This window comes from Myxococcus eversor (assembly GCF_010894455.1).
Lineage (GTDB): Bacteria > Myxococcota > Myxococcia > Myxococcales > Myxococcaceae > Myxococcus > Myxococcus eversor.
This window is the reverse complement of the sequence record NZ_JAAIXY010000024.1, coordinates 17,970-39,743: the sequence shown is the minus strand read 5'-3', so window position 1 is coordinate 39,743 and position 21,774 is coordinate 17,970. Positions and strand designations below refer to the sequence as shown.

Below are 21,774 nucleotides of genomic sequence, written 5' to 3'. Positions count from 1 at the left end.
CATGGCCCCGTGCGACGCGCCTACCGGGGCGGACGAGAGAGGTTGAGCGATGAGCATCGAGTGGGGCGTCATCGCAGCAGTCATCGGCTGGATGTTCTGGAAAATGAACCAGGGGCTCCGTGCCGAAACTTCCTTGGCCCTTCGCCGAGTCGAACACTGGAGGCGCCACGACGTCTTCGTGGACACCTGGATGTTCGACTTCGTCGAAATGACGATGCTCTACAGCTACCACGTCAACGATTGGCCCCCTACGGAGTCACACAGCCTCCACCATCTCCGGAGGAGCGGCGTCGGGCGCTGGGAGACTCGCATCACCCCAGAGAGCGCCAAGTACGAGCTTGCCGAAATCGAAAACGAGCTGTCGTCGCAATCACAAGAGCCTGCTCAGAATGCGATGTCTATTCGCCAAGCGGAAGAGCGGCGCGACGGGCTACGCCGAGCCCAACAGGAGTGGCGAATTCTAGAGGAGCCGCTCGCTGCGCAACTTGAGTCGGAGTTCCACGTCTTCTCCTCGGGATACGCGCCAGTCGACCCCGCCGTATCGCTCCAAGAAATGTGGCGCAACCTCACCCGGCAGCAGCACGAGAAAGCTTTGCGGCGCGCATCACGCGCCTCTGAGTGAGCGTCGTCGCACCTCCTGGAGTCCCCTCTGCTCACCGCCGCCGCGCCGTGAAATTGTAGATGGAGCCGCCGGGCTGCATTTCCTCGAGGAGCGCCTTGCGGATGGCCACGCTCAGTCCGCGGGCCATGCGCTCGGCGTCGGCCCTCCCGCCCGACGACTGCACCTCCGACGTCACCGAGCCGTCCTGGCCGAAGTGGTTGACCACCGAGACGGTGACCTGCTCCCCACCCTCCCCAGCCGGCGGAAGGATGTCCGCCTTGCTGGGCACGTAGAGCTTCGGAGCCTGGGGTGCCCCACTTCCCAGGCTCAGCTTCCCAGCCCCACCCAGCGCGGCCCCGCCCGAGGTGCCGGCCGGTGACGCCGTCGCGCCGACGAGCGCCGTGGTGGCCGTGTCCACCAGCGCGACGAAGGCCTTGTGGGCCAGCAGGCGCGCCAGGTCCTTCAGCATGCCGTCGACCATGGACCGGAAGCTGAACTGCCCGGTGGTGGCGAAGGTGACGAAGGCGTCCTCCATGTGCTGGGCCGCGATGGAGACGGACTCCTGGGCCGTCGCGAACCCCGCGGAGAGCTGCTCCTGGAGCTTCGCCACCTCCTTCCGGTACGCCGCCGCGCTGATGCGCTGGCTGTCGAAGAGCTTCTGCACGGCCTCCATCCGCTTCTGCGCGTCGGCCAGCGGGTTGAGCTGCTTCTCCAACTGCTCCAGCTCCTTCGCAAGCTGGGCCTCCGCGCGCCCCTCCGGCGTCCACAGTGCCCGCGCCTTGGAGAGCAACTCGGCATACTGCTCCAACGGGAGGCGGTGGGCTTCCACCTCCGCGCGCAGGGCCTGCTGAGCTTCGATGTACTTCGAGCTCGCCGGGTCCCCGAGCTCTCGGTTCAGCTCCTGGAGCACCTGGACGCGCTTCTCCTCGGCCTTGGCGAGTTCCTTCGCGACCTCCGCCTCGCGCAGCTTCGCGATGGCCACGTCCGCCTGCTTCTTCTGCGCGGCGGAGAGCGCCTTGTACTCGTCGGTGAGATTGAGCGCCTCCGCCTTCGCCTTTCCGACGGCACGCGCCTCTTCCTCGATGCGCTGCAGCCAGTTCACGGACTTCTTCGCCAGCTCGTCCCGCGCCTGGGCCTGCTTCTTCGTGGCCTCAGCGTCCTGGAGCTTCGCAATGGCCGCGTCGGCGAGCTTCTTCTGCTCCTCCGTGAGCGCCTTGTACTCGTCCGACTGGTTGAGGGCGCCCGCCTTCGTCTTCCCGATACCCCGGACGTCCTCCTCCAGCTTCTCCAGCCACGCCGTGGCCTTCTTCGCCTCCGCATCCTTAGCCTTGGCCGCGTCAATCATCTCGGTAGCCGACTTCGTGGCTGCGGCTCCCACGCGGCCATGGGCGCCGGCAACCTTGTCGGCCAGCTTGGCCTCCTCCCTCGCCGCCTCCTCTATCGAAAGGAGGGCCTTCTGGACTTCAGCGGCGCGCTGCTGGTGAACAGCGAGTTCCTTCTCCAAGGGAACGAGCTTTTCTTCGATCTGCTCGGCGAACCGCGAGTCTTTCCGAACCTCGGAGAACGGCTTCCCTCGACCAGCCCACCTCCAATTCACAGAGACGATGAGGTTCTGCTTCTCCTTCACTGCGGCAGACAGTCGCGCAACCTCTGACTGGGCGACCCTCAAGTCCTCATCTGCGACCGCCCGAACGACGGATCTAAGTTCTCCAACTGTGTCGACCTCGCTCGTCAGAAGGTCTTGGTACTTCCCGCCAAGAGCGCCGACCTCTTCCTTTGCAATGACGAGCAGTTCCAATGCCTTTCGCTGGTCGTCAACTGCCTTCGTCTGGCCCTCCATAGCCTTTGTCTGCTTCATGAGGTCCACTACGATTTGTGCGCCACGCCCAACCGCAGCGGCTGACTCCTGGGCGTGCTGCATTGCCTTTTCCCGGGCCTCCTCCGCGGCCCGCCCGAACTCGGCGAAAGCGGTGACCGCCGCGCCAAGCGCGATGACGACCACTCCGATGGGGCCGCCCATGGCTGCCAGCGCGGCAGACCCCGCCCGGGTGGCGAACGTCGCCCCCTCGATGGCAATCGCCTCGCGCACCTTCGCCTGCGCCAACAGATTGGACTCAATGGCCGCCTTGCGGGAGGCAGTCATTGAGAGTTCGAGCGCCGCCGCCGTCTGTAGCGTGGCCTGCCGCTTTTCAAGCTGGGCCATCGCGTTCTTCAACGACTCGGCCCGGCTCTCCCCCTGGACGCGTTTGTAGAGCGACTCAGTCAGTGCGGCCTCGACGACCGCCTCCCTCGCCTTCTTCGCCGCAGCGGCCTTTTCATACAGCGCCTTCGTCCACTCCTGGCCCCAGGAGACCACGCGCGCCGCGGCGATCACCGCCACCGCTTGGCCGAGATAGCGCGCGGCCGTCGTCACCTCGTCGAAGTTGCGCAGCAGTCCGTCCATGGCGGGCGAGATGGTTCCGAGCAGGTCCTCGCCCACCTCGATGCGCAGCGCGGCGAAGCGCGCTCGGAGTTGGTCCACCTTCATCTGCGGCGTCTCCGCCATCTTCCGGAAGGCGGTCTCCGTCTTTCCCGCCGACGTCTCCATGTGCCGGAGCGACGCGGCGAAGTCCGCCGAGGCCGTCCCCGAGAGGGTCATCGCGGGGAGTAGCGCCTCGACGCCGCCGACGAGAGCGGCGAGCAACTCGGTGCTACCACCCGTCTTGTCTTTCATGTCCTGGAGGAAGCCCGAAAGCCCCTTGGACTTCAGCCCCGCGGTGTCGAACTGGATGCCCAGCTCCTTCGCGAGGATGGCCGCCTCGCCGGAGGGCTTGGCAACCTGGGCGAGGATGCTCCGGACGCCCTCCATGGCCGTTTCCGTCTTGATACCGGCCTTCGTGAGCGCCGCATTCGCCGCGAGCAACTCCTGAAGGGACACGCCCGTCTGCGACGCGATGGGCGCCACCTTGCCGATGTGCCGGGCGATGGTCTCGATGGACGTCTTCCCGTCAGCAGCGGAGATGAACATGGCGTCGGCGGCCTGGGTGGCGTTACGGAGCTGATTTCCGTAGCTCGCCATGATGCTGGTGAGTCCGTCCGCCGCGACGCTCACATCCGTCACGCCGCCGATGGCGAGCTTGTTGGCGACAGCGAGCATCTCCGTGGCCTTCGCCGCGTCCGCCGCACCAGCGCTCATGATTTCGTACAACGCCTTGGCCTGGTCGGTGGGCCCTCGACCGAACTCCGCCCCCAGGCGCTTCGCGCTGTCCGCGAGCTGCCCCATCATTCCGAGCTGGTCGTCCTCCAGCAGAGTGCTCACCTGCGCCATGGCCGTGGAGAACCCCATGGCCTCCGTGGTGACGCTGCGGAACGTCGCCCCCACTGCCACCATGCCCATGACGTTGCCGGCGAGTCCCCCGAGCCCCTTCGTAAGCTGTTCCACGGGCGACTTCGCCAGGTCCGCTGCCTTCGCCACCTCCTGGATGGACTTCGCGGCGCGCATGTCGTCCTGCATCTTCGACATGGCAGACGAGGCCTTGTTCAGCTCGTTCATGAACCGGTGGATGGTGCCCGTGTCCCCGAACGCGGACGTGAGGCGGCCCGCCGAGCCCTCCAACTGCTTCAGCTTCTCGTTGAAGGCGTCCAACACCTTCGTGTCTTCCATCGACTTCTGAAACCGCTTCGCGGCCTCCGCCGCGGCGTCGAAGGTCTTCGCGAGCGCAGTCACTCGTTCCAAATCTTTCAACTTGTTGCGCATCTCCTCGAAGGCCCTGACGTTGGCCTCCACTTCCTTGTGCATCCGCGCCATCTCGCGCTGGAACTGCTCACTGGCCGTCTCCACCTTTTTGGTGGCCGTCTCCGTCTTCTCGGATGCCTTCGTCAGGTCGTTGAGTCCCTGCACTCCGGCGGCGGACTCCGAGGTGTCGATGCGAATCGACAACTCCGCCAGGTCGACCCCCTCAGACATGGGCGCCTCCCGTCAGCGAGGGGCTGTAGCCGCCCGACTGAACGCGCGACCAGTGGACCACCTGGCCCGGGCTGTGTTCGCCTCCTGCCCCATGCGTGCGCCCTACGCCCTCCTGGCCGTGTCTCTTCTCGTCGCTGCTTGTGACCTCCGCACGGAGGAAGCAAAACGGCTCGAAGCAAAACGGATCCAGATGATCCAGCAGAGCAACGACACTGCGGGTACCCCACAGCTTCGCTGGGCCACCGCGGGGAAGCACCACACAACAATCCTCCGCATCCAGCCATTCGGCTCGACGAACCCGAACGAGATTCGAGCCGCGATGATGAAGGAGATGCCGAACTACGACGGTGGCAAGGAGGAAATGGAGAAAGAGGGATGGACACACGTCGGGTTCCGGGACCGAGACACGGGCATCGAGATGACGAAGCCCGTGTCCGAGCTCCGCGGCATCGACGCCGTCATGGCGGACCTCGCAGCCAAGGAGCGAGCCGAGGAGGAGAAGAAGAAGGCCGAGCAACCACTTCAGAACTAGGAGTTGCAGCAGCACCGCCACCTCGTCACTTCGGGTTCAGCTCCTCGCGGAAGACGTCATCGAGCTGACGAAGCAGCCCCACCTCCGCGGGTGAGGGTCGGTGCCCGGTGAGCCGGGCCCATGCCGCGATGTCCTGGAAGGTGATGGGGGCGAGCGAGTACATGCCCGCCCCACGCGCGCCACTCAGCTCGCAGAACCACTCCCAGACGTGGGCGAGCGCCGCCGGAAGCTCGTACTCGTTCACCAGCTCCGCCGGCACCTGCCCCGTCGCCTTCGCCACCTGCTCCAGGTGGGCCCGGAGGGAGACGTCACTGCCCTCCGGGGCCCGGCTCAGTCCGAATTCGTGGCGAGCGAAGCCGAGGAGCTGCTCACCGAGTCCACGAAAAAACGGGCGCGGTCCGCGCACGCCTCGTCCACCTGGCGGCGCAGCCACGGGAGGGAGGTGTACAGGCGCCGGGCGTTGTCCGGGGTGTAGGCCAGAGGCTTGCCACCCTCCAGCACGCCGCTCCAGGAGACGGTGCGGCGCACCAGCAACTCCAGCGCGTCGGACTCCATCTCCTTCGCCGTCAGCGCGGCACCGCGGTTGAGCTGGTAGCGCGCCAGGGACTGCTCCCGCAGCTCCCGCTCCGCCTCGCGGACGAGGGAGGAGTCGGCGCTGGCCACCTCCACCTGGACGCCGACGGGCTTGGCGGTGACGGGGTGGCGGATTTCCACCACCGAGGTGTCACGGTGCTGGATGGAGGAAAGGTCGAAACCGGTGGGTCCGTTCATGGAGGTGCTCCTTCGGGAACAACGAGGGTGTGTGCCCGCGGCGAGCGCCACGAGCGGGAGGGGCTACGCGTTGCTGCGCTGGTAGACGAGGGTGGCGCCGGACACGGAGTCGAGGAGCGCGGTGAAGGGCAGCGAGACGACGACGGGGCCCTCCTTCGGGTTGTCCAAGTCACCGCCCGTGTACTTGAGGCGGGGGATGTACAGCCGGTGGAAGTCCACGCCGTTGACGTCCCGCAGCAGTACCTCGAGGGAGGACTCCTCCTCGTCGATGAAGCGGTTGAGGAGGGTGCCGTCCTGGAAGTAGGCGCTGAGGGTGCCGGACACCCCGAAGCCGCCCTCATGCACCTCGGTGGGCGACGCCTGGCCGACGACGCCTTTGGTGGTGCGGCCGTTGCTGATGTCCAGCTCCACGCCGGTGACGTTGGCCACCACCACCCCACCCTCCAGCAACGCGCCGGTGAAGGCGTCGAAGGGGCTGCCGGTGCCGGGCGGGGTGAGGGTGGTGGCATGCGAGGCCGTGGCCTGCACCATGTCCTTGCCCAACCACGTGACGCTGCCGGTGACGATTTCCCCGGGCTGGATGGAGAGCTTCAGCCCGTTGACCGCGCAGCCCCGGTACAGGAGGTACTGGCCGATGTCGGTGAAGGCGCGCTCGATGCTGTACGTCTTCAGCAGCGTCCCATTCTTCAACCGCCGCCCCACCAGGGCCACGGTGCGCGCCGCCGCTGCGGCGTCCGCGGCGAGCGCCTTGTCCACGGTGAGGGACAGCGGGGTGACGGACACCACCTTGGCCCGGCCGTTGTTGCCCGCCGTCGCGAAGCCGGTTGCGGACACCTCGTCGCCCGGGAGGAAGCCTTCGGCGAGGAAGCTGCCGGTGGTGCGGACGAAGGACTCGTCATCCGCGTCCGCCTCCAGCGACACCGCGCCCGTCGTCACCGCCTCCCAGGTGCCGCCCAACGCCCCCGCGAGCAGCTCGTCGAAGGTGAGGCGGGAGAGTTCGAAGGAGACGTCCCCGGCCACGCTCCGCATGCCGTGGCGGAGGTCCGCCACCTGCCTGTCCGCCCGAATCTCGTTGGACTGGAACGTCTCCTTGCCGAGGTTGAGGCTGGTGCCGGTGAAGCGGAGCGCCTGGTACGTGGTGCTGGCGGGGACGCCGTAGTCGCCCTCCGCGACGAAGCGCACGGCGGTGCGCTGCCCTGAAGCCGAAGAAGCCATGTGAGTACCTCCTGCCGCTCGTGGCGGCTCAGTCGATTGAGTGCACCAACCACCAGACGGAGACAGGCACCGCCCACCACGGCTCGTCGCGGAAACCCGGGGCGACGGAGGCGGACTGGACGCGGACGGTGGTGTCCCCGCGCGCCAGCGTGGTGCCCCGCTTGAAGCCGTCACACACCGCCTGGGCGGCAATGAGGGAAGGAGCTGTCCCCGCGCCCAGGGGGAAGAAGAGGGACACCTGGAGGACGCCGGGGCGGCGCGTGTACGCGTCCACGCCCGCGCTGCCCGCCGCGGTGCGCGCCGGCAGGTGGTCCACCTTCGCCCAAGGGGTGCCCGCCACCGGGGTGAAGGGCACGTTGGGGAAGGCCAGGTGGCCGGGGCCCAGCACGGGCTCCAGCACCTCCACCACTCGCGCCTCCAGCGCCTGGGTGATGTCCAGCAGGACGGTGCTCACGTGCCACCGCCCCCTCCACCCCCACCCTGTTTCGCGTCCTCCACCGCCCCCTCGAGGATTTCTCGCAGGCGGGCGACGGTGATGCGCACCATGCCGCGTGGAGCCTGGGCCGAGTGGCCGAACTCCAGCCGGCGGGCGTACGGCAGGTTGTTGGTGACGTACACCGTGTTGCCCAGCGTCGCGGCCTCGAGCTGGGACGCCGCGGCGGTGACGACGCCGCTGCCGTCCTTGTCTGAGTCCTCCGTGGTGCCCGAGGGCCGCGCGCCGATGCCCACCTGCCAGTTGCCCCGGAAGCGCCCGGTGTCCACCGGCGACGCCTCCACGACGTTGGCGAGCAAGCCGAGGGCTGTCTTCCGCACCACGACGTTGGCGCGCTCCTTCGCCATGCCGACGAAGGCCTCCACCTGCCGGGAGAAGCTGGCACCCTTGCGGACCTTGGCGTCCGTGCGCTTGACGGTGCTCATGTCGAGGCCACCCGCAGCGTGAAGAGGATGGGCGTCCCGCCGAGTTGGACGGGCGGGTCCGTCGCGAGGACTGTCCAGGTGCGGACCTCCAGCGGGCCCACCTCGTCACCTGGCACCGGCACTACGGCCAGGCCGCCGGCCGCCACCAGCAGTTTGCGGCGAGCGGCCTTCACCGTGCTGCCCTTCGCCAGCGAGTCGCCCTCCTTGTCCTGCCCGCTGTCGGCCAGCACCAGCACCTTCACTTCATGGCTGGCCACCGTCACTGCCGGCGCCGAGGTGGCGACGTCGTACTCCCCCGTCGTGCGTCGGGTGAGGAAGGCCTCCTCCCCGTACTTCTCCAGCAGCGCGAGAGCCTTGCGCGCCAGCCTGTCCGCCTGGGCACTCACCCTCGCACCACCTGCAGGGAGCCAATGCCCGCCGGCCGCGGGCGCACCAGCGGCGCCAGCATCTGCGCCACCTGGGCCGGAATGGGCACGTGCGTCTCCGCCGTCGTCTTCAGCGGTCCCACCTGGACGCCCTGGTCCACCACGGGCCCCAGCCCCGCCGTCCAGTCCTCGGGCATGAGGCGGAAGGCGAACTCCGCCACCGCGCCGCGCAAGCGCAGCGGCACGGTGAGGGGCGACACGTCCACGCCGTCCAGACGCACGCCACGCCGGGGCCACGCCAGCGCTTGGGCGTCGCTGACGCGCGCGCCCAGGTACTGGAAGTGGGTGTCCAAGAGGCTCGTGGCCCACTTCAGGTGGCGCTCCTTCTGCTCAACGGTGGCGGACTCCCACGCCGCGTTGTGCGCGCGCGCGGAGTGGTAGGCGTCCGCCTCCACCAGGGTGCAGTACGAGTCGGCGGCAGGGCCGCCCGGCGTCGCGTCAATGGGCATGGGCGGTTGCTCCTCGGCCTATTCGCCCTTCGGCGCCTTGGGGGCCTTCGGCGCCTTGGGGCCCTTCGCGTCGGCCGGGGCGGGCTCTTCCGGGGCCTTCGTCAGCTCCGTCGTCGCCTGGGCCTTCGCGGCGCTCGGCACCAGCCCCTGCGTTTCACGCAGCAGCGCTCGCAGCCGCTCCATCTCCGCGTTCTGCGCATCGATGTGCGACTGGGCGTCCTCCAGCGCGGACACCAGCTTCGGGTCCGCAGCGCCGGCGGACTCCGCGCTCGCCTTCTCCTTCGCCCACTTCGCCTGGGCCTCCTCATACTCGCGCGAGTCCACCTGGAAGGCGTTGTGGTACTTGCCGAGAATGTGAAGGGCCGTCGCCGCGTGTCTCGGCACCTCGGCCACTCCGTCCTTGAAGTCGAAGCCCGCGAGGCTGCACGTATCCCCCTCGCGCGGCCCCACCAACGCCACGTCCACCGTCAGTCGGTTTCCAGCCATGTCCTGCTCCACAGGGAATGCGCCCAGCACACGCCGGGCGCGAGGTTGAGGGCCGGGCCCACCCAGGCAGGAAGTCCCCGCGGGCAGGCCCGGCCGAGAAGCGCGTCGCTCAGTCCGTCACGCCCTGGAGCACCGCCAGCCCCAGGTCGCTGAACACGGCCAGGCCGCAGTAGAACTTCACGCGGGTGATGGACTCGTCCTTCAGCTCCGCCTCGCCGATGTCAGCGACGTGGATGCCCATCTGCTTCTTCGCGTGCAGGCCAGCGATGCCCACCTTGCGGGTGCCGTCGTCCAGGCACCCGGCGATGATGGAGGTGCAGGTGGTGCTGGTGCCCTGCGTCTGGTTGGTGGGAATCCAGTCGTTCCTGAAGATGGGGACGCCCTCGTACACGAGGACCTCCTCCACGCCGTCCGCCAGCTCCACCGTCTCGATGATGCCGGCACCGCCCTGCGCACGCAGCAGCTTCTTGAAGGAGCGAATGGTGCGGCCCGACATCATGTAGAAGTCGAGCTTCCCGTCCTTCGCGGTGACCTTCTGCCGGAGCTGGTCCAGCAAGTCGAACGAGAGGACGGCGCCGTTCGGCCCGGCCACCAGCGTCTGGCCCGCGCTCACCAGCCCCAGCAGGCCCTCGAACTCGTCATTGGCACCGGTGCCGTTGACGAGCAGGTTGGCGTACTTGCGGCCCACCGCCTTGGCCTTCCCGGCCACCTGGAGCGCCTTCTGGTCGGTGGTGTCCGAGTGCGTCGCCTCGATGAAGTTGTCCACCTCGGCGTCGCCGATAATGCGCTTCAGGGCGCTCGTCACCTGGACGAAGGTGGTGGGCGACTTGGCGGTGATGGTGCCGCCGACGCCCAGCATCTGCACGTCGCCCAGCGAGGACTCGCGGTTGTAGACGATGGCCGGCCCTTCCACGGACTCCCAGCGGAGGCGCTGGTAGAAGGCGTCGACGGTGACGATGTTGTCGATGATTCCACCGACCAGGTCGTCCTGGCTGAGCTTGGCGGCTTCGACAAGGGTGATTGAAGGCATAGGAAGGCGCTCCTCCTCGGAGCGAGGGAAAGAAAGACAGGCGGTGGGTGCGCCAAGGGCGGGGCTGTCAGAAGCCCTCGGTCATGTCTGGCTTTGAGGAAGAGTGACTGCCGCCGGGAATCCCTCCCGGTTTGTCGCGGGCCGCATCACGCGCACCTGCGACGGGTGCTACTTCTTCAACCCCTTGGAGATGCGATCCAGCGGGGTCATCTTCGTACTCCCGGGAATCCCTCCCGAGTTCGCCCCCGGGGGCGTCCCACCGCCCGAGGAACCCGTGCCCTTGAAGGCACGAGCGAAGCGCGGATCCTTCTTGAGCTCCAGGACGTACTCTTCGACCGTCATGGGGCTGCCCGACTTGCTGTCGCGAGGGTTGCCCTTCTCGTCAGTAATCCGGACCAAAAAATCACCGTCTTCCTCCACCAAAGTCACGTTGGGCGCGACGATTGGTAAGAGAAGATCGACAGCCCCTTCATTTTTCACGAGCGCGTCTCGGACAGCGGACTCGGCGATGCGCTTGTGGATGACGGACGTCAGCCGCTTCACCTCGGCATCCTTCTCGCCCAGGGTCTTGGTGTGGTTCGCCTCCAGCGTGGCGCGCTGCTTGTCCCACGCGTCCGCGCCCTCCTTCCCCTTCCGCGCCTCGGCCAGCTCCGCGCGCAAGTCGGCCACCAGTCTCTCGACTTCCTCTGGCGCCTTCCCCAGCTTCGTGAATCCGGCGAGCTGGCTCTTCAGCTCCTTGCCGATGTCGCGCTCCTTCTTCAGTGTGTTGGCGAGGGCGGAGGTGTCCATCCGCTTCGCCAGGTCGGCGTCGAGGGTGAACTTCGGGGCCTCGCCCTCCGCGCCGTCCTTCTTCGCGTACAACCCGCGGTACGTCTCGGGCACCTCATCCAGCTTCTCCAGCTCCGGCTGCCACTCGAACGGCATGTGCGTCCTCTCCTCTCGTCCTGCGCGCGGGCCCGTTACAACTTCGCCCGCTTGAAAGACGCGGCCTCCGCCGCGTGCAGTTGCTCCAGCGTCAGCGTCTTCCCGCTGGCGTCGGTGAAGCGCCCCAACGGCAAGCGGCCGTCGCGCCACAACCGGGCGCGCGTGGGCCCGAGCACCTCGTCCTGGAATGGCGTGGGCTGCTTCCGGAGCCACTCCTCGTAGGACAGGCCCTTCGGCACCTGGCCGACGTTCTCCCGCGTCCACTTCTGGCGCTGACGGGAGATGGCGGCCGCGCGCTCCTTCTCGGACATGGCCGTCCAGCGCGCCTCGCCCGCCTTGGCCTTGGCCTCGGCGCGGAAGTCGATGTCCCGCTGACGCCTTGTGCGTGTGTCCGTGACAGAGGGCCGGTCTCCCACCATTTTCACGCCGTCAATGACGGGCGACGTGGTTGTGCGACAGCCTCGGTGGAAGGGAGGACGGCGTCCGTCGCGCACGGGGAACACCTTCCCGTCCAGCGCCATGCACCCCAGCGTGGTGCGGCCATCGAGGGTGGCCACCATGCGGACGGACTGGACGATGTCCGCGTTCGCCTTGAACACCTCCTCCCGGGCCTGGGTGGCGACGTGGCTGGTGGCGGTGCGAATCACCGACTCCGCGTTGCGCCGGCTCGTCTCCAGAATCCCGTTGGAGTAGCCCTCCGCGCGGGTGCCCATGACTTCGCGCACCATCTGCTGCGTCGTCTTGCCCTCCACCACGCCCTGGCGCACTACGCGCCCCAGCCTGTCCACGTCGGCGGGGGCGAGCGAGTCCGCCCAGTCCTTCAGCACGTGCCCCTCGAAGGGCCGAGAGAAGGCGGCCGCGCGCAGCACCTCCGCGGAGGGCGTGGCCACGGACAGCTCGACGATGAGCGTCTCCTGCAGCACCGCCGCCTGCCACCTGGCTTCGTGCAGCGCGAAGGCGCCCAGCTCCTCCGTCATGAGCCCCATCGCCGTGCCGTACGCCTCGGCGCGCACGCCGCCCACCCGGGCCAGCATCTCCTCCAGGCGCTTCGTCACCTGGGGCCCGGCGTCGTACCCGCCCGCCGCCTCGATGCGGGACAGGCGCTTCGTCAGCTCGGCTTCCAGGTCCTCCTCGGATTCGTTGAGCACCTCCACCACGCGCCGAACGAGGCCCGCCTTGTAGCGCTCAACCTGCACCCCGTGGGCGATGGAGCGCTCCAGCAGCTCCTCGTTCATCGTCGGGCCGGTGCTCACCGTCCGGCGCCGTCCTCTGTCTCTGGCGACGGCCCCTGACGCGGCGCGAACTCCAGGCTCGCGCTCCACATGTCGTGAGGGTCGGCCATGTACCGAATGCGCCGGACGAGGTAGCGCGTGGATCCAGCCCCGTTCCGGAGAAGCAGGAAGTGGCCTTCCTCGATGCCGCAGCCCCACCCCATGGCAGTGAGGCTCCGGCCATCGTCGCGGACCTCCTGAATGGAGTAGTCGTGCCCCCAGTACCGCTCCGTGTAGTCGTGCGTCTTCGGGGAGTTGAAGAGTGCGCGAAGAGCGGCCCCCGGCGCCTTCAGCAACACATCCAGGACGAGAGGCCTCACGCCTCGCCCCCTCGCATGCACTGGCACTCCGCAGCGTCCGTCCAGGTCGGGCACCCTTCCGGCTCCGCGTGCCAGCTCGCATCCAGCGACGACGCCAGCGGCGTGCGGCACATCATGAGCGGCTCCGGCGGCAGCGCGGCGAAGGGGAACGCCGTCAGAATCGGGCTCTGCTGCTCCAGCCACTCAATCATCGCGAACTGCCGCTGGACCTCCGCCGCGGCGTGCTCCTCCCCGGTTCCGGGACTCACGCGGCACCAGCCTTCCCAGCAACGGCAAGGACGTGCTTCAGCGACAGGTACGCCGCCGCGCCGTACTCGTCCGCGCGCAGTTCCTCCCTCCACGCGTTGCGCCGGGAGCGCAGCTGCTTGCCCGAGACGTGCCCCACCTCGTGCCCGAGGATGTAGGCGAGGTGGAGCGGGGAGACGCTGGGTGCCGCCCAGTAGTGAACCACGGACCCCTTCGGCCGCCGTCCAGCGAAGGCCCATGCACCCATGGCAAGGATGCCCCGACGCATGGCGGGCCACTCAGCAACGTCACGAGGCCGCAGCCCCATGGGGCGGAAGTAGACGCGCGCCAGGGCGTGGGGGCTGCGGTGGCGAACGAAGCGGACGCGAGGAAGCGCCCGGGGCAGCCCACCGATGGTGACGGCGGGCGGCCTACTCTGGCGCGATAGGACACGGCTTGCGTCTGCACGGGAACGCATGGGCCCGAGCGTCATCGCAGGTGAGGACGCGGTCCGCGCCACCTGTGCGATGGGCATCGGAGCCCCGGGCGCTACCGACCCATGCGGCGGCGCGAATTGCGGCTGTCGCATGAATTGCCGAAGATGCCACCAGCCCGGTCGTCCTCTCGCTCGCACACCCTCACGACAGGGGATTCACCATGAAGAGCTTGAAGCTGTTGGTGTTGGCGTGCGCCGCCGCGTTCGCTGTGGGGTGCGGAGGAGTGACCACCGAGAGCGAGGAGATGAACGCCTCGTCTCAGGAGTTGACGGCCTGCACCGCCACCTGTGCACAGGGCTCGGTGAGTTGCCCGGCGACGACGGTCAACTGCACCGCGACGAACGGAGTGGGAGTGACGTGCGATGGCACCTCAATCGCGTGCCCCACGCCGTCCCCCACGTGCGACGCTGAACCGTGTTCCAATTTTCAGGACAGGACCTGCAGACGCCAGGGAGTTAGCCTGATCTGCTGCGACTCTGGCGGGTATGAGTGGCGTTGCGAGTGCACAGAAGTACGGACGTGGTCTTGCGGTCCTTGATGCTTCGCGAAGCAGGCACTACCCCACGTCACCAGCGCATTTCTAATCACACGTTTCCCGGGCTGCGGCCGCTCAGCGCAGCTCGTTCCGACACCAACCGCACTTCCCACTTCGGGTACGGCAGCGACGGTGGCAGGTGCCGGCGGACTGCTGGACGCAGCCCCCACAGGTAGCGGTGATTGCCCCGGTGGCGCTGTCGGCGCGTCACCCGGGGCAGCCACTCCCGGAGCCACCCGCGCAGGTCCTCGCCGGGCGCGGGCTGCTGGGCGCCGGACTCCACCAGCTGCGCCACGGCGTACCGCCAGCCCTGCTCCCGCGCCCTCACCTTCTGCGCCGCGCGGGCGCTGAACACCGTCCCGTCGGGCAGCAGGTGTAGCGTACGCGGCGTCGCCCGTCCCCGGTACACCGCGTTGTGCGCTTGGTAGATGGTGCCCACGTGCCCGGGGAACACCACCTCGCCGCTCGCGGTGGTGCGCGGCTCCGGGTCCGCGAACGACTGGACGCCCACCACCCCGTCGCGCGCCAGCACCTCGAAGGCCCGCGCGAGGAACCACGTCTCCCCGTTGGCGGGCACGTCGTCCAGCAGCACGAAGCGCCCGAGCTCCACCGCGGAGGCCGCCCCACCAGGGAAGACGGCCAGGGACTTGTCGTTGACGGGCTGGGAGAACACCGCGACGCCCACGAGCTGACCCCGGCGATGGAGTCCGAAGCGCCACCGGGCAGCCGGGTAGGAGCCGCTGTAGTGATGCTCCTCGACGAAGGCCCGCGCCTCGGTGTCGCGCGCCAGGGGTGCCACCTCGTAGTCGCTGGCGCGGATCGGCTCGCCGGCAGGCCGGTAGCTGGCCCGCCGCCCGCTCCACCGCTGCACGCACGACGTCAGCACCCGCCACCCCTCCCCTCACGCAGGCGGCGCATCTCGGCGAGCAGGGCCAGGGCCACGCGGGGCTGGAAGGCGAGGATGTGGCGCGCCCGGTCCGGCACGGCGGTGACGTTGCCCACCACCTCCAGCAGGACGCTCCATGGTGCTCGGGTGACGATGGTGGCCGTCCACCTCACGTCGAGCGGCAGGTGGACGGAGGATGCCGGATCCTCGGCCAGGTGGGGCGACGTCTCCGCGGTCTCCAGAGTCCAGCCGTCGTCGTGCCGTGCGGCCGCGCGGGCCACGCGCTCGAGCTCTTCCAGGTCCAGTTCGGCGGCGGGCTGTTCAGCGGTGCGCACCGACTGCCCGGGTTCCGAGGAGTTTCCGCCCGGGTCCCCTGTCGTTTCGGGCGCCTCACCGTGCGCACCAACCAGGCGCGCCAACGCCTCCCGCACCGCGCGCTGCTCAAGCGCGGCCGCACAATGGACGCAGGCCGTGAGGCGGCTGGCGTCCATCGGCTCCGAGCAGCAGGAGCAGCGAGGCCAGCGGCGCGCCCTCACCCCGGCGTCCTCCCATCGAGGTGGCGAGGCTCCGCACCGAGTGCAGGTGGCGCAGGCCTCCCTGAGCCACTCCCCGCACTCGCACCGGGCTGCCGACGCCCCCTCCACGTCGGCGAGCACGGACGCCACCTTCAACGCCAGCTCGGCCCCCATGACACGGAGCCGCTTCACGCGGCACCTCCGCCCTTCGTGAGCACCTGCCGCGCCGCGAGCGCCGTGACGAACGCCTCCCGCGTCAGCACCAGGTCGCCCTCCAGCACCAGCGCCTTGCAGCCCCCGTGGATGAGCCGGAGCAGCAGCGTCCGGTGCCAGTCGCGCAGGACACGGCGCACCTTCCGCGTGCCCTTCCGGTTGCACTGGAAGTTGAAACCCCACGTACCAGGAAGAGGGACAAGGCACGGCAGTGCCTCGACGCGGTTCATTCCGCCGAGTACCTCCCGGATGAAGCAGGCGTCGAGGGTCACGCTGCACCTCCAGCAGCGACAGGGGGACCGCCACCAGCGGCGGGCGGCTGCGGGGGCACCGTCTGGCCGGGAAGCTGGGGCTTGTCCTTCGGCTCGGAGCGAAGCGTGCCCAACGCAGGCCCCTCCGCATCCAGTTCCTCCTGGTTCACCGCCACGTCGAAGTCCGCGGAGAGAGTGCCCCGCCGCTTGAGTTCCTTCAGGTAGGCCGGGCGGGAGAGGTCCCGCGCCTGGCGCGTCTTGAGGAGTACCTCCAGCCCCTGCGAGTCGCCCTCCTCCACGCCGAAGTCCGTGTGGACGGACACCTTCAGCTGGTCGTCCGGCACTTCCAGGGACACCCACCGGGCCGCGAAGTGGAAGGCCAGCGCAAGCGCATCTCCGAAGCGGCGGGCCATGGACTGGAGCTTCGAGTAGCTCTGCCCGGTGTTGATGTCCTTCTCCGTCGCCGTGGTGTTGCCCTTCCTCCGGACGACCAGTTCGATGCTGAGCGCCGCCATCTGGTCCTCCAGGCGCTCCAGGTCCTTCGCACCGGCGTCGATGGCCGCCCCGGTGTGCTCGACGTAGTAGAACTTCCCCTGGGGGTTGGTGGTGGTGAGCAGCGAGTGGGGGCCGATGGTGATTCCCGCCCGCGCACCGGGACGCCCGAGGAACTCCACATCCTCGGCGCTCATCCCTTCCGTGCTGGTGCGCTCTTCCCGCGGCGACGCCTCCGTCACGCCCGAGGCCGCCAAGATGGGGAACCGCGCCACCGTGAGGATGTTTCGCTGGTCACTGGCGGACTGCCAGTGCTCCAGGTTCTTCTCCGCCAGGGACAGCAACGGCGGGCGGATGAGCATGAAGCCCTTCGGCTTGCCCGCGTACCAGGTGACGAGAGAGATGAAGCCCAGCGTGTTCTCCCCGCTGTCTACCTGCGCCCAGGCGCCGTTCCCGTCCTTTTCGTACACCGCCCAGGCCTTCCGCTCGAGGACACGGACGCGCTCCACGGCCACCTCCTCGAAGCCGGACGCCCGCGTCACCGTCTCGCGGAAGCGAATGTGCGTCAGCACCTGGGCGCCGCCCTCCACGGTGGCGTAGGCAGCCAGGAGCGAGTCGGCAGGCACGTGGACGAAGTAGGGGCGGACGTCCGCCTCCACCTCATCCGCCCGTGTCTGCACCCGGGCCCTGTCCACCTTGGGGAAGTCGACGAGGATGTGCGTCAGCCCGTTGGCCAGCCCGTCCGTGAAGACGTTGCGGGCCCAGGACGTCAAGTCGTTGCCCTGCCTGTCGACGTCGCCCACGAGGTTGTGCAGCTCCTCGGGCGCGGAGTCCGCCAGCACCACCGGCTTGGTGAAGGGCATCTCCGCCAGCGTGGAGAGGGACGTCTCGAAGTAGTTGAAGAGGAAGCTGCGCTGGAGGCGCTCGCTGTAGGCCTCGTCGGACTCTCGCGCGTGCCGAGGCAGGTACGTCGTCGCAGCGGCGCGCATGGCCTCCGTGCCACCCTGGAGGGCCTTCACCATGGCCCAGTGCGGCTCCATCGCCTTGTAGGCGCTGCTCTTGTTGCTCACGTCGGACGTCATGGGCGGGCCCTCTCTGCATGGCCGGGGCGGCGGAGGTGGACGTACTGCCATGCCCGGAGGGACAGCCGGGACAAGCGCGTGGACGTCCGGTGTTCGAGGTAGGCGAAGAAGCGCAGCACCAGCACGGTGGAGTCGCGCCGGGCGGCACGGGGCAGCCCGCGCCCGCGCAGGCGCCAGGTGGAGGCGGCACGGCGGCGTCCGGCCACCGGCGGCGTGGGTGCGCGGCAGCTCACCCCGACACCACCCGGAAGGGGCCGCGCACGCCCGCGCTGAGGCGCTCCGCGGCACGCAACGCCATGCGCACTCGGGACTCGGGCTTGAGGTGCCAGGACGCGAAGAGCGCCCCACGCGCGGCCTCGCTGCCACACCCCACGGCGTCGAAGCCGTCTCGGGCCTCGCCCACCTGGTAGTCGGCCTCGAGGCGGAAGAGGTGTCCCGCCACGCCGACGAGGAAGGTGCCTCCCAGCTCCTGCTCGCTCTGCTTCGTCGCCCAGCCCTTGTCCTTCAGCGCCGCGCGCACGGCGTCGACGAAGTCCACCACCATGTACCGGCCCAGCGCCCCGGGCTTCCTCGGCGGCGGTGGCGGGCTGAAGGCATGCTGGAGCAACTGCCCCATGCGGTAGGACGAGGTGAAGCCAATGAGGAAGGGGCCGTTGGAGAACACCTTCACGTCCGAGCGGACGGTGAGCTCGTACCCACCGACGCCCGCGCTATCCCCTCCCAGGTACACACGGCCCTTCGCCACCACTCCAGCTATGCACGTCACGCTGCCACCTCGGGCGTCATGCGGCGGGCGGCGGACTCGCCGCACACCAGGGTGAAGAGAGAGGCCACGGCGTCACCCATGTCGGCCGGGCCCGCCAGCAGCAGGTGCAGCACCTCGGGCCGGGAGGGCGACAGCGCCCCCCGAATGGAGGCCACGTCCGTCGCGGACAGCACCGCGGGGCCGCCCGGGTGGGTGTGCCAGTCGCCCAGGTAGTGCAGCTGCGGGTAGACGCGCGCCACCAGCCGGGTGTCCCGCGCCCCGTCCGACTCGTAGCCCAGGCGGCTGCGACGCGCGCGCCGCCCCGGGCCCGTCAGCGCCAGCACGTGGGCCTCGCCGTCCACCACCTGCCCCAGCAGCAGCCCGCCCGTCTCCAGCGGGGCACGCACGCGGGCCAGGCGCTGGGCCTTCGCCAGCACGGTGCGCCGCACCCAGACGCGGTACGGGCCGGACACGTACAGGACGGCACCCGGTGCCGGCGCGGTGGCGCACGCGACGCTCACCGGTAGCTCCCCACCTTGAAGGTGTCGGCGCCCTTGCCCAGCATCAGCTCCGTCAGTGCCCACACTGCGGCGTCCATGCGGTTGGGGCTCCACTTCGTCTCGCCCGGCACCCACGTCGTCTGCTCGTCTTCCAGGGCAATGAGGCGGCCCACGTGGTGCACGAGGCCACGCTCGTAGAGGGCCGCCACGGGGGCCGCGCGCTTCGCCTTGCCACGCGAGGCCGTCACCACCTTCACGTTGACGTGCTTGCGCGACTCACGGGCCTTGCTGCGGATGGTGGTCTCCACCATGTCGCCGCCGTAGTTCTTCTCGCCCACGAGGACGTCGGCCATCTCCTTCTCGTAGACGGCCAGGGCCTTGGAGGCCCAGCCCTCCGCCGTGTACTTCGCCGAGTCGTCCCGCCACACGTAGGCGTGCCCGTTGGAGGCGACGCCCGCGCAGACAATGCCCACCTCGTCGTTGTCCGGCCCATCGCCGCCGGCAGGGTCCACCGCCACGGCCACGCGCACCATCGGCAGCGGCTTGCCCTCGGCATCCCTGGGGCGCTCCGCCACGCGGTGCAGGTCCAGAAGCTCCTGCGTCCACAGCGCGCCCACCGCAGCGGCCTTGAAGGCCTCCTCCACCGTCGCCGGGTACTCGCGCCGGAAGTGGTGCACGCCGCCCAGCTCCACCACCTTGGCCCGGCGCCAGGCCATCTGCCCGTCATCGAGGCCGTGCGCCTCCTTGTAGCGCTCCTCCTCCGAGGTGAGGGCGAGGCCCGCCGGCACCTTCTTCCGGTACTCGGAGCTCCAAAACCAGGGGATGAAGATGAGCTGGTAGTCGCCCTCCCCCCGCTGCGCCGCCATGCACAGGTCGTAGAAGAGTCCCTCGGGCCCGTTGCTGGTGGACTCGAGGATGACTTCGGTCCCGTCCTCGTCTGGCACCGCCTGGAGGACACCGGCCACGTGGGTGTCGGCGTTGGGCCAGTACGCCACCTCGCTGCCGTGGAAGTACTGCACCGTGGAGGAGCGCCCCGTCCCCTTGCTGCCCGCGGTGCCCACCTTGTACCCGGACGAGAGCTTGTCGAAGACGAGCTCCTTCGCGTTCGCGGCGCCCTTGCTGGGCCTGACGAGAGCGGGGCAGTTCTCGTAGTACCGCTTCGTCATCTCGAAGACGTTGTTGGTGGCCGCGTCCTCGTGCGTGAGGATGTAGGCCCGGACGCCCTCGCGGTGAGACAGGGCCTGGAAGAAACGCCCCTGCACGTAGGTGGTGCAGCCCTGCTGGCGCCCCTTCACGATGAGGGCACGCACCCGTCCCGTCACCCGGAGCTGCTCCGCCAGGCGCTTGTGCAGGTACGTCTGGGCCGCGTTGAGGACGAAGGGCTCGACGCCCCCCTTCTTCGTCCGGATGAAGAGGCACCGCGACGAGTAGTGTGGGAAGTCGTCCTTCAACCGCTGGCGAATGGCCTTTTCGCGCGGCGACAGCAGGGCCTTCTTCTCGGGCCGCTGCCGCCCGAGCCGCTTCCGGAGGATGCGAGGCTCCCGCCCCCGGGCCACCTGCGTCCGGACGGACGGGCTCCGCCGGGCCTGGCGCGCCACGCTCACTCCAGCTCTCCCAGCGCGTCCTCGTGGCTCTTCTTGAGAGTGGCTTCGAGGTCCACCTTGTCGGTGAACATCTTCAGGAACCTGCCGAGCAGCTCCAGCGCCTTGTCCTTCGGCCAGAGCTTCACCTTCGTGACGATGCCGACCTGCTCCCGCTCCTCGCCCTTCCCTTCGAACAGCTCCTCCACCTCGATGCTGGAGATCGCCCGGCGGAAGCCCTCGGGCATGTCCTTCAGGTTGCGCACCCCGCCCAGCTCGCCGACGCCCTGGCCGATGTCGGAGAAGGCCAGGTACCGCAGCTCGCGGATGACCTCCGCCACCTCGACGGTGACTTCGTCCCCCACCGCCTCGGCGAGCGCCGCCTCCATCTCCTCCAGCGCAGCCTGAACCTTGACATTCCTCAACAACCGCGAGCCCGCCGAGTCCGCCGTCTTCGCGGAGTAGCCGGCGCGAATGGCGGCCTGAGCCGCGCAGGAGTCCTTCAGGTACTCCCGGACGAAGGCGCGCTGCTTGGGCGTCAGCTCGCGCGAGGCATCGCCCGTGCCGTCATCCGGCTCCGGGGCGTCAGGCTGGGTGCTGGGGGGCTTTCGTGCCACGGCGACAAGTCTTGGCGCGGGCGTGGACGGCTTCCGGGGCAACTACACGCCGGGCCGGAGCGGTGCCGTCCTCTGCCTCCGTGGCGCCTCCCCTCGCACCACCCGTCCCCACGCCTCAACGACGCGCTGGACGCGGGCCAGCCGCATCGCCACGGCCTGCGGGGAGACTCCGCGCTCGCGGGCCACCTCGGCGCCGGAGCGGCCCTCCATCGCGCACCCCCACCAAATCTCGAAGGCCTCGTGTGCCTGACGGCGGGCCACATCCCCGTCCCGCCCTTGGACCAGCCGGGCGACAATCTCCGCCTCCGCCCGCTGCGCCAGCTCCCGGGCATCACTGGCGGCACCCTCCTCCTCGCGCCCAGCCGCGAGCCGGCTGGCGAAGGTGTCCAGGTCGCTGCCAGGGAGCAATTCGTCCAGGCTCGTCGTCTCGGGGTGTCGGTGGATGAAACGCGACATCACCGCCTGGACACGCATCCGGAGGTACCAGGGGAATCGACTCTCGGAGGGCACCCACCGCTGGGCGGCACTCACCAGCGCATCGGCAGCCAGCCCCGCGGCCTCGTCCTCGTGGTGCCCGAGCCCAGCCCCGTGCAGGCGCTTCAGCGTCAGCCCCACGGCCAGCGGGCGCCACATCTCACAGAGACGCTGCTGGTCCACCGTCAGGGGGCGGGCAGCCCCTTCTTCACCATCCGCCGACTCGCCCCGGGCACGGGCATCAACACCTGCCATGCAGACCAGCGTCGGGGCG

At 69.2% G+C, this 21,774-nt stretch carries 28 protein-coding genes; 2 read left to right on the top strand and 26 right to left on the bottom strand.

All coding sequences use genetic code 11. From position 1 onward, the window contains the following. The first annotated feature begins 49 nt into the window (after positions 1–49). Complete coding sequence (locus G4D83_RS36810; protein ID WP_163869588.1) at positions 50–622, top strand: hypothetical protein; 573 nt, start codon at positions 50–52, stop codon at positions 620–622. 31 nt (positions 623–653) lie between these two features. On the opposite strand, the gene G4D83_RS36805 is transcribed toward G4D83_RS36810, so the two are convergent. Beyond that, a complete protein-coding gene (locus G4D83_RS36805; RefSeq protein ID WP_163869587.1) occupies positions 654–4,547 on the bottom strand; it encodes a phage tail tape measure protein in 3,894 nt (1,297 codons plus the stop codon). 91 nt (positions 4,548–4,638) lie between these two features. Between G4D83_RS36805 and G4D83_RS36800 the strand changes: the two genes are divergently transcribed. After that, positions 4,639–5,079, top strand: coding sequence for a hypothetical protein (locus tag G4D83_RS36800; protein WP_163869586.1), 441 nt, complete (start codon positions 4,639–4,641; stop codon positions 5,077–5,079). Between the two features lie 25 nt (positions 5,080–5,104). Here the strand turns inward: G4D83_RS36800 and G4D83_RS36795 are convergent, their stop codons facing one another. From G4D83_RS36795 to G4D83_RS36685, 25 genes are all read right to left on the bottom strand, one after another. Beyond that, on the bottom strand, positions 5,105–5,359 hold the full coding sequence (locus tag G4D83_RS36795; RefSeq protein WP_163869585.1) for a phage tail assembly chaperone: 255 nt from the start codon (positions 5,357–5,359) through the stop codon (positions 5,105–5,107). Between the two features lie 50 nt (positions 5,360–5,409). Continuing rightward, positions 5,410–5,850: a hypothetical protein gene (locus G4D83_RS36790; RefSeq protein WP_163869584.1), complete on the bottom strand. Its 441-nt coding sequence runs from the start codon at positions 5,848–5,850 to the stop codon at positions 5,410–5,412. 63 nt (positions 5,851–5,913) lie between these two features. After that, the gene (locus G4D83_RS36785) at positions 5,914–7,065 is read right to left on the bottom strand and encodes a phage tail tube protein (protein ID WP_163869583.1); all 1,152 of its coding nucleotides are present in this window, start codon (positions 7,063–7,065) and stop codon (positions 5,914–5,916) included. Positions 7,066–7,093: 28 nt separating this feature from the next. Beyond that, entirely contained in the window at positions 7,094–7,519 is a 426-nt protein-coding gene (locus G4D83_RS36780) for a phage tail terminator-like protein (protein WP_163869582.1), read from the bottom strand. Beyond that, the gene (locus tag G4D83_RS36775; RefSeq protein ID WP_163869581.1) at positions 7,516–7,983 is read right to left on the bottom strand and encodes an HK97 gp10 family phage protein; all 468 of its coding nucleotides are present in this window, start codon (positions 7,981–7,983) and stop codon (positions 7,516–7,518) included. The genes G4D83_RS36780 and G4D83_RS36775 overlap by 4 nt, the downstream gene beginning before the upstream one ends. Then, positions 7,980–8,369 (bottom strand): hypothetical protein, encoded by a 390-nt coding sequence (locus G4D83_RS36770; protein WP_163869580.1) that lies wholly within the window; start codon positions 8,367–8,369, stop codon positions 7,980–7,982. Before G4D83_RS36770 ends, G4D83_RS36775 begins: the two co-directional genes overlap by 4 nt. Beyond that, the gene (locus tag G4D83_RS36765; RefSeq protein WP_163869579.1) at positions 8,366–8,857 is read right to left on the bottom strand and encodes a DnaT-like ssDNA-binding protein; all 492 of its coding nucleotides are present in this window, start codon (positions 8,855–8,857) and stop codon (positions 8,366–8,368) included. The genes G4D83_RS36770 and G4D83_RS36765 overlap by 4 nt, the downstream gene beginning before the upstream one ends. Before the next feature lie 18 nt (positions 8,858–8,875). Beyond that, positions 8,876–9,343, bottom strand: a complete 468-nt coding sequence (locus G4D83_RS36760; RefSeq protein ID WP_163869578.1) for a hypothetical protein — start codon at positions 9,341–9,343, stop codon at positions 8,876–8,878. Between the two features lie 109 nt (positions 9,344–9,452). Then, positions 9,453–10,373: a major capsid protein gene (locus G4D83_RS36755; protein WP_163869577.1), complete on the bottom strand. Its 921-nt coding sequence runs from the start codon at positions 10,371–10,373 to the stop codon at positions 9,453–9,455. A gap of 168 nt (positions 10,374–10,541) precedes the next feature. Further along, entirely contained in the window at positions 10,542–11,297 is a 756-nt protein-coding gene (locus G4D83_RS36750) for a hypothetical protein (RefSeq protein WP_163869576.1), read from the bottom strand. 35 nt (positions 11,298–11,332) lie between these two features. Further along, positions 11,333–12,550: a minor capsid protein gene (locus tag G4D83_RS36745; protein WP_163869575.1), complete on the bottom strand. Its 1,218-nt coding sequence runs from the start codon at positions 12,548–12,550 to the stop codon at positions 11,333–11,335. Next, positions 12,547–12,888 carry a hypothetical protein gene (locus G4D83_RS36740; RefSeq protein ID WP_163869574.1) on the bottom strand — a complete coding sequence of 114 codons (342 nt, stop codon included), beginning with the start codon at positions 12,886–12,888 and terminating at the stop codon, positions 12,547–12,549. Before G4D83_RS36740 ends, G4D83_RS36745 begins: the two co-directional genes overlap by 4 nt. Beyond that, complete coding sequence (locus G4D83_RS36735; RefSeq protein ID WP_163869573.1) at positions 12,885–13,136, bottom strand: hypothetical protein; 252 nt, start codon at positions 13,134–13,136, stop codon at positions 12,885–12,887. The genes G4D83_RS36740 and G4D83_RS36735 overlap by 4 nt, the downstream gene beginning before the upstream one ends. Then, on the bottom strand, positions 13,133–13,339 hold the full coding sequence (locus tag G4D83_RS36730; protein ID WP_163869572.1) for a hypothetical protein: 207 nt from the start codon (positions 13,337–13,339) through the stop codon (positions 13,133–13,135). The genes G4D83_RS36735 and G4D83_RS36730 overlap by 4 nt, the downstream gene beginning before the upstream one ends. Positions 13,340–13,868: 529 nt before the next feature. Next, positions 13,869–13,997 carry a hypothetical protein gene (locus tag G4D83_RS47010; RefSeq protein WP_275902414.1) on the bottom strand — a complete coding sequence of 43 codons (129 nt, stop codon included), beginning with the start codon at positions 13,995–13,997 and terminating at the stop codon, positions 13,869–13,871. Between the two features lie 197 nt (positions 13,998–14,194). Further along, positions 14,195–15,031 (bottom strand): Mom family adenine methylcarbamoylation protein, encoded by an 837-nt coding sequence (locus G4D83_RS36725; protein WP_163869571.1) that lies wholly within the window; start codon positions 15,029–15,031, stop codon positions 14,195–14,197. Continuing rightward, a complete protein-coding gene (locus G4D83_RS36720) occupies positions 15,025–15,366 on the bottom strand; it encodes a hypothetical protein (RefSeq protein ID WP_163869570.1) in 342 nt (113 codons plus the stop codon). The genes G4D83_RS36725 and G4D83_RS36720 overlap by 7 nt, the downstream gene beginning before the upstream one ends. Positions 15,367–15,734: 368 nt before the next feature. Further along, positions 15,735–16,031: a hypothetical protein gene (locus G4D83_RS36715; protein ID WP_163869569.1), complete on the bottom strand. Its 297-nt coding sequence runs from the start codon at positions 16,029–16,031 to the stop codon at positions 15,735–15,737. After that, a complete protein-coding gene (locus tag G4D83_RS36710) occupies positions 16,028–17,584 on the bottom strand; it encodes a DUF4055 domain-containing protein (protein WP_163869568.1) in 1,557 nt (518 codons plus the stop codon). Before G4D83_RS36710 ends, G4D83_RS36715 begins: the two co-directional genes overlap by 4 nt. Beyond that, the gene (locus G4D83_RS45690) at positions 17,581–17,817 is read right to left on the bottom strand and encodes a hypothetical protein (RefSeq protein ID WP_205522808.1); all 237 of its coding nucleotides are present in this window, start codon (positions 17,815–17,817) and stop codon (positions 17,581–17,583) included. Before G4D83_RS45690 ends, G4D83_RS36710 begins: the two co-directional genes overlap by 4 nt. Next, on the bottom strand, positions 17,814–18,329 hold the full coding sequence (locus G4D83_RS36705) for a hypothetical protein (protein ID WP_205522807.1): 516 nt from the start codon (positions 18,327–18,329) through the stop codon (positions 17,814–17,816). The genes G4D83_RS45690 and G4D83_RS36705 overlap by 4 nt, the downstream gene beginning before the upstream one ends. A 17-nt stretch (positions 18,330–18,346) precedes the next feature. Continuing rightward, positions 18,347–18,850 carry a Mov34/MPN/PAD-1 family protein gene (locus G4D83_RS36700; protein WP_163869566.1) on the bottom strand — a complete coding sequence of 168 codons (504 nt, stop codon included), beginning with the start codon at positions 18,848–18,850 and terminating at the stop codon, positions 18,347–18,349. Beyond that, positions 18,847–20,433: a phage terminase large subunit family protein gene (locus tag G4D83_RS36695; protein ID WP_163869565.1), complete on the bottom strand. Its 1,587-nt coding sequence runs from the start codon at positions 20,431–20,433 to the stop codon at positions 18,847–18,849. Before G4D83_RS36695 ends, G4D83_RS36700 begins: the two co-directional genes overlap by 4 nt. After that, entirely contained in the window at positions 20,430–21,026 is a 597-nt protein-coding gene (locus G4D83_RS36690) for a terminase small subunit (protein ID WP_163869564.1), read from the bottom strand. The genes G4D83_RS36695 and G4D83_RS36690 overlap by 4 nt, the downstream gene beginning before the upstream one ends. A 42-nt stretch (positions 21,027–21,068) precedes the next feature. Further along, positions 21,069–21,755: a hypothetical protein gene (locus tag G4D83_RS36685; RefSeq protein ID WP_163869563.1), complete on the bottom strand. Its 687-nt coding sequence runs from the start codon at positions 21,753–21,755 to the stop codon at positions 21,069–21,071. Positions 21,756–21,774: the final 19 nt, after the last annotated feature.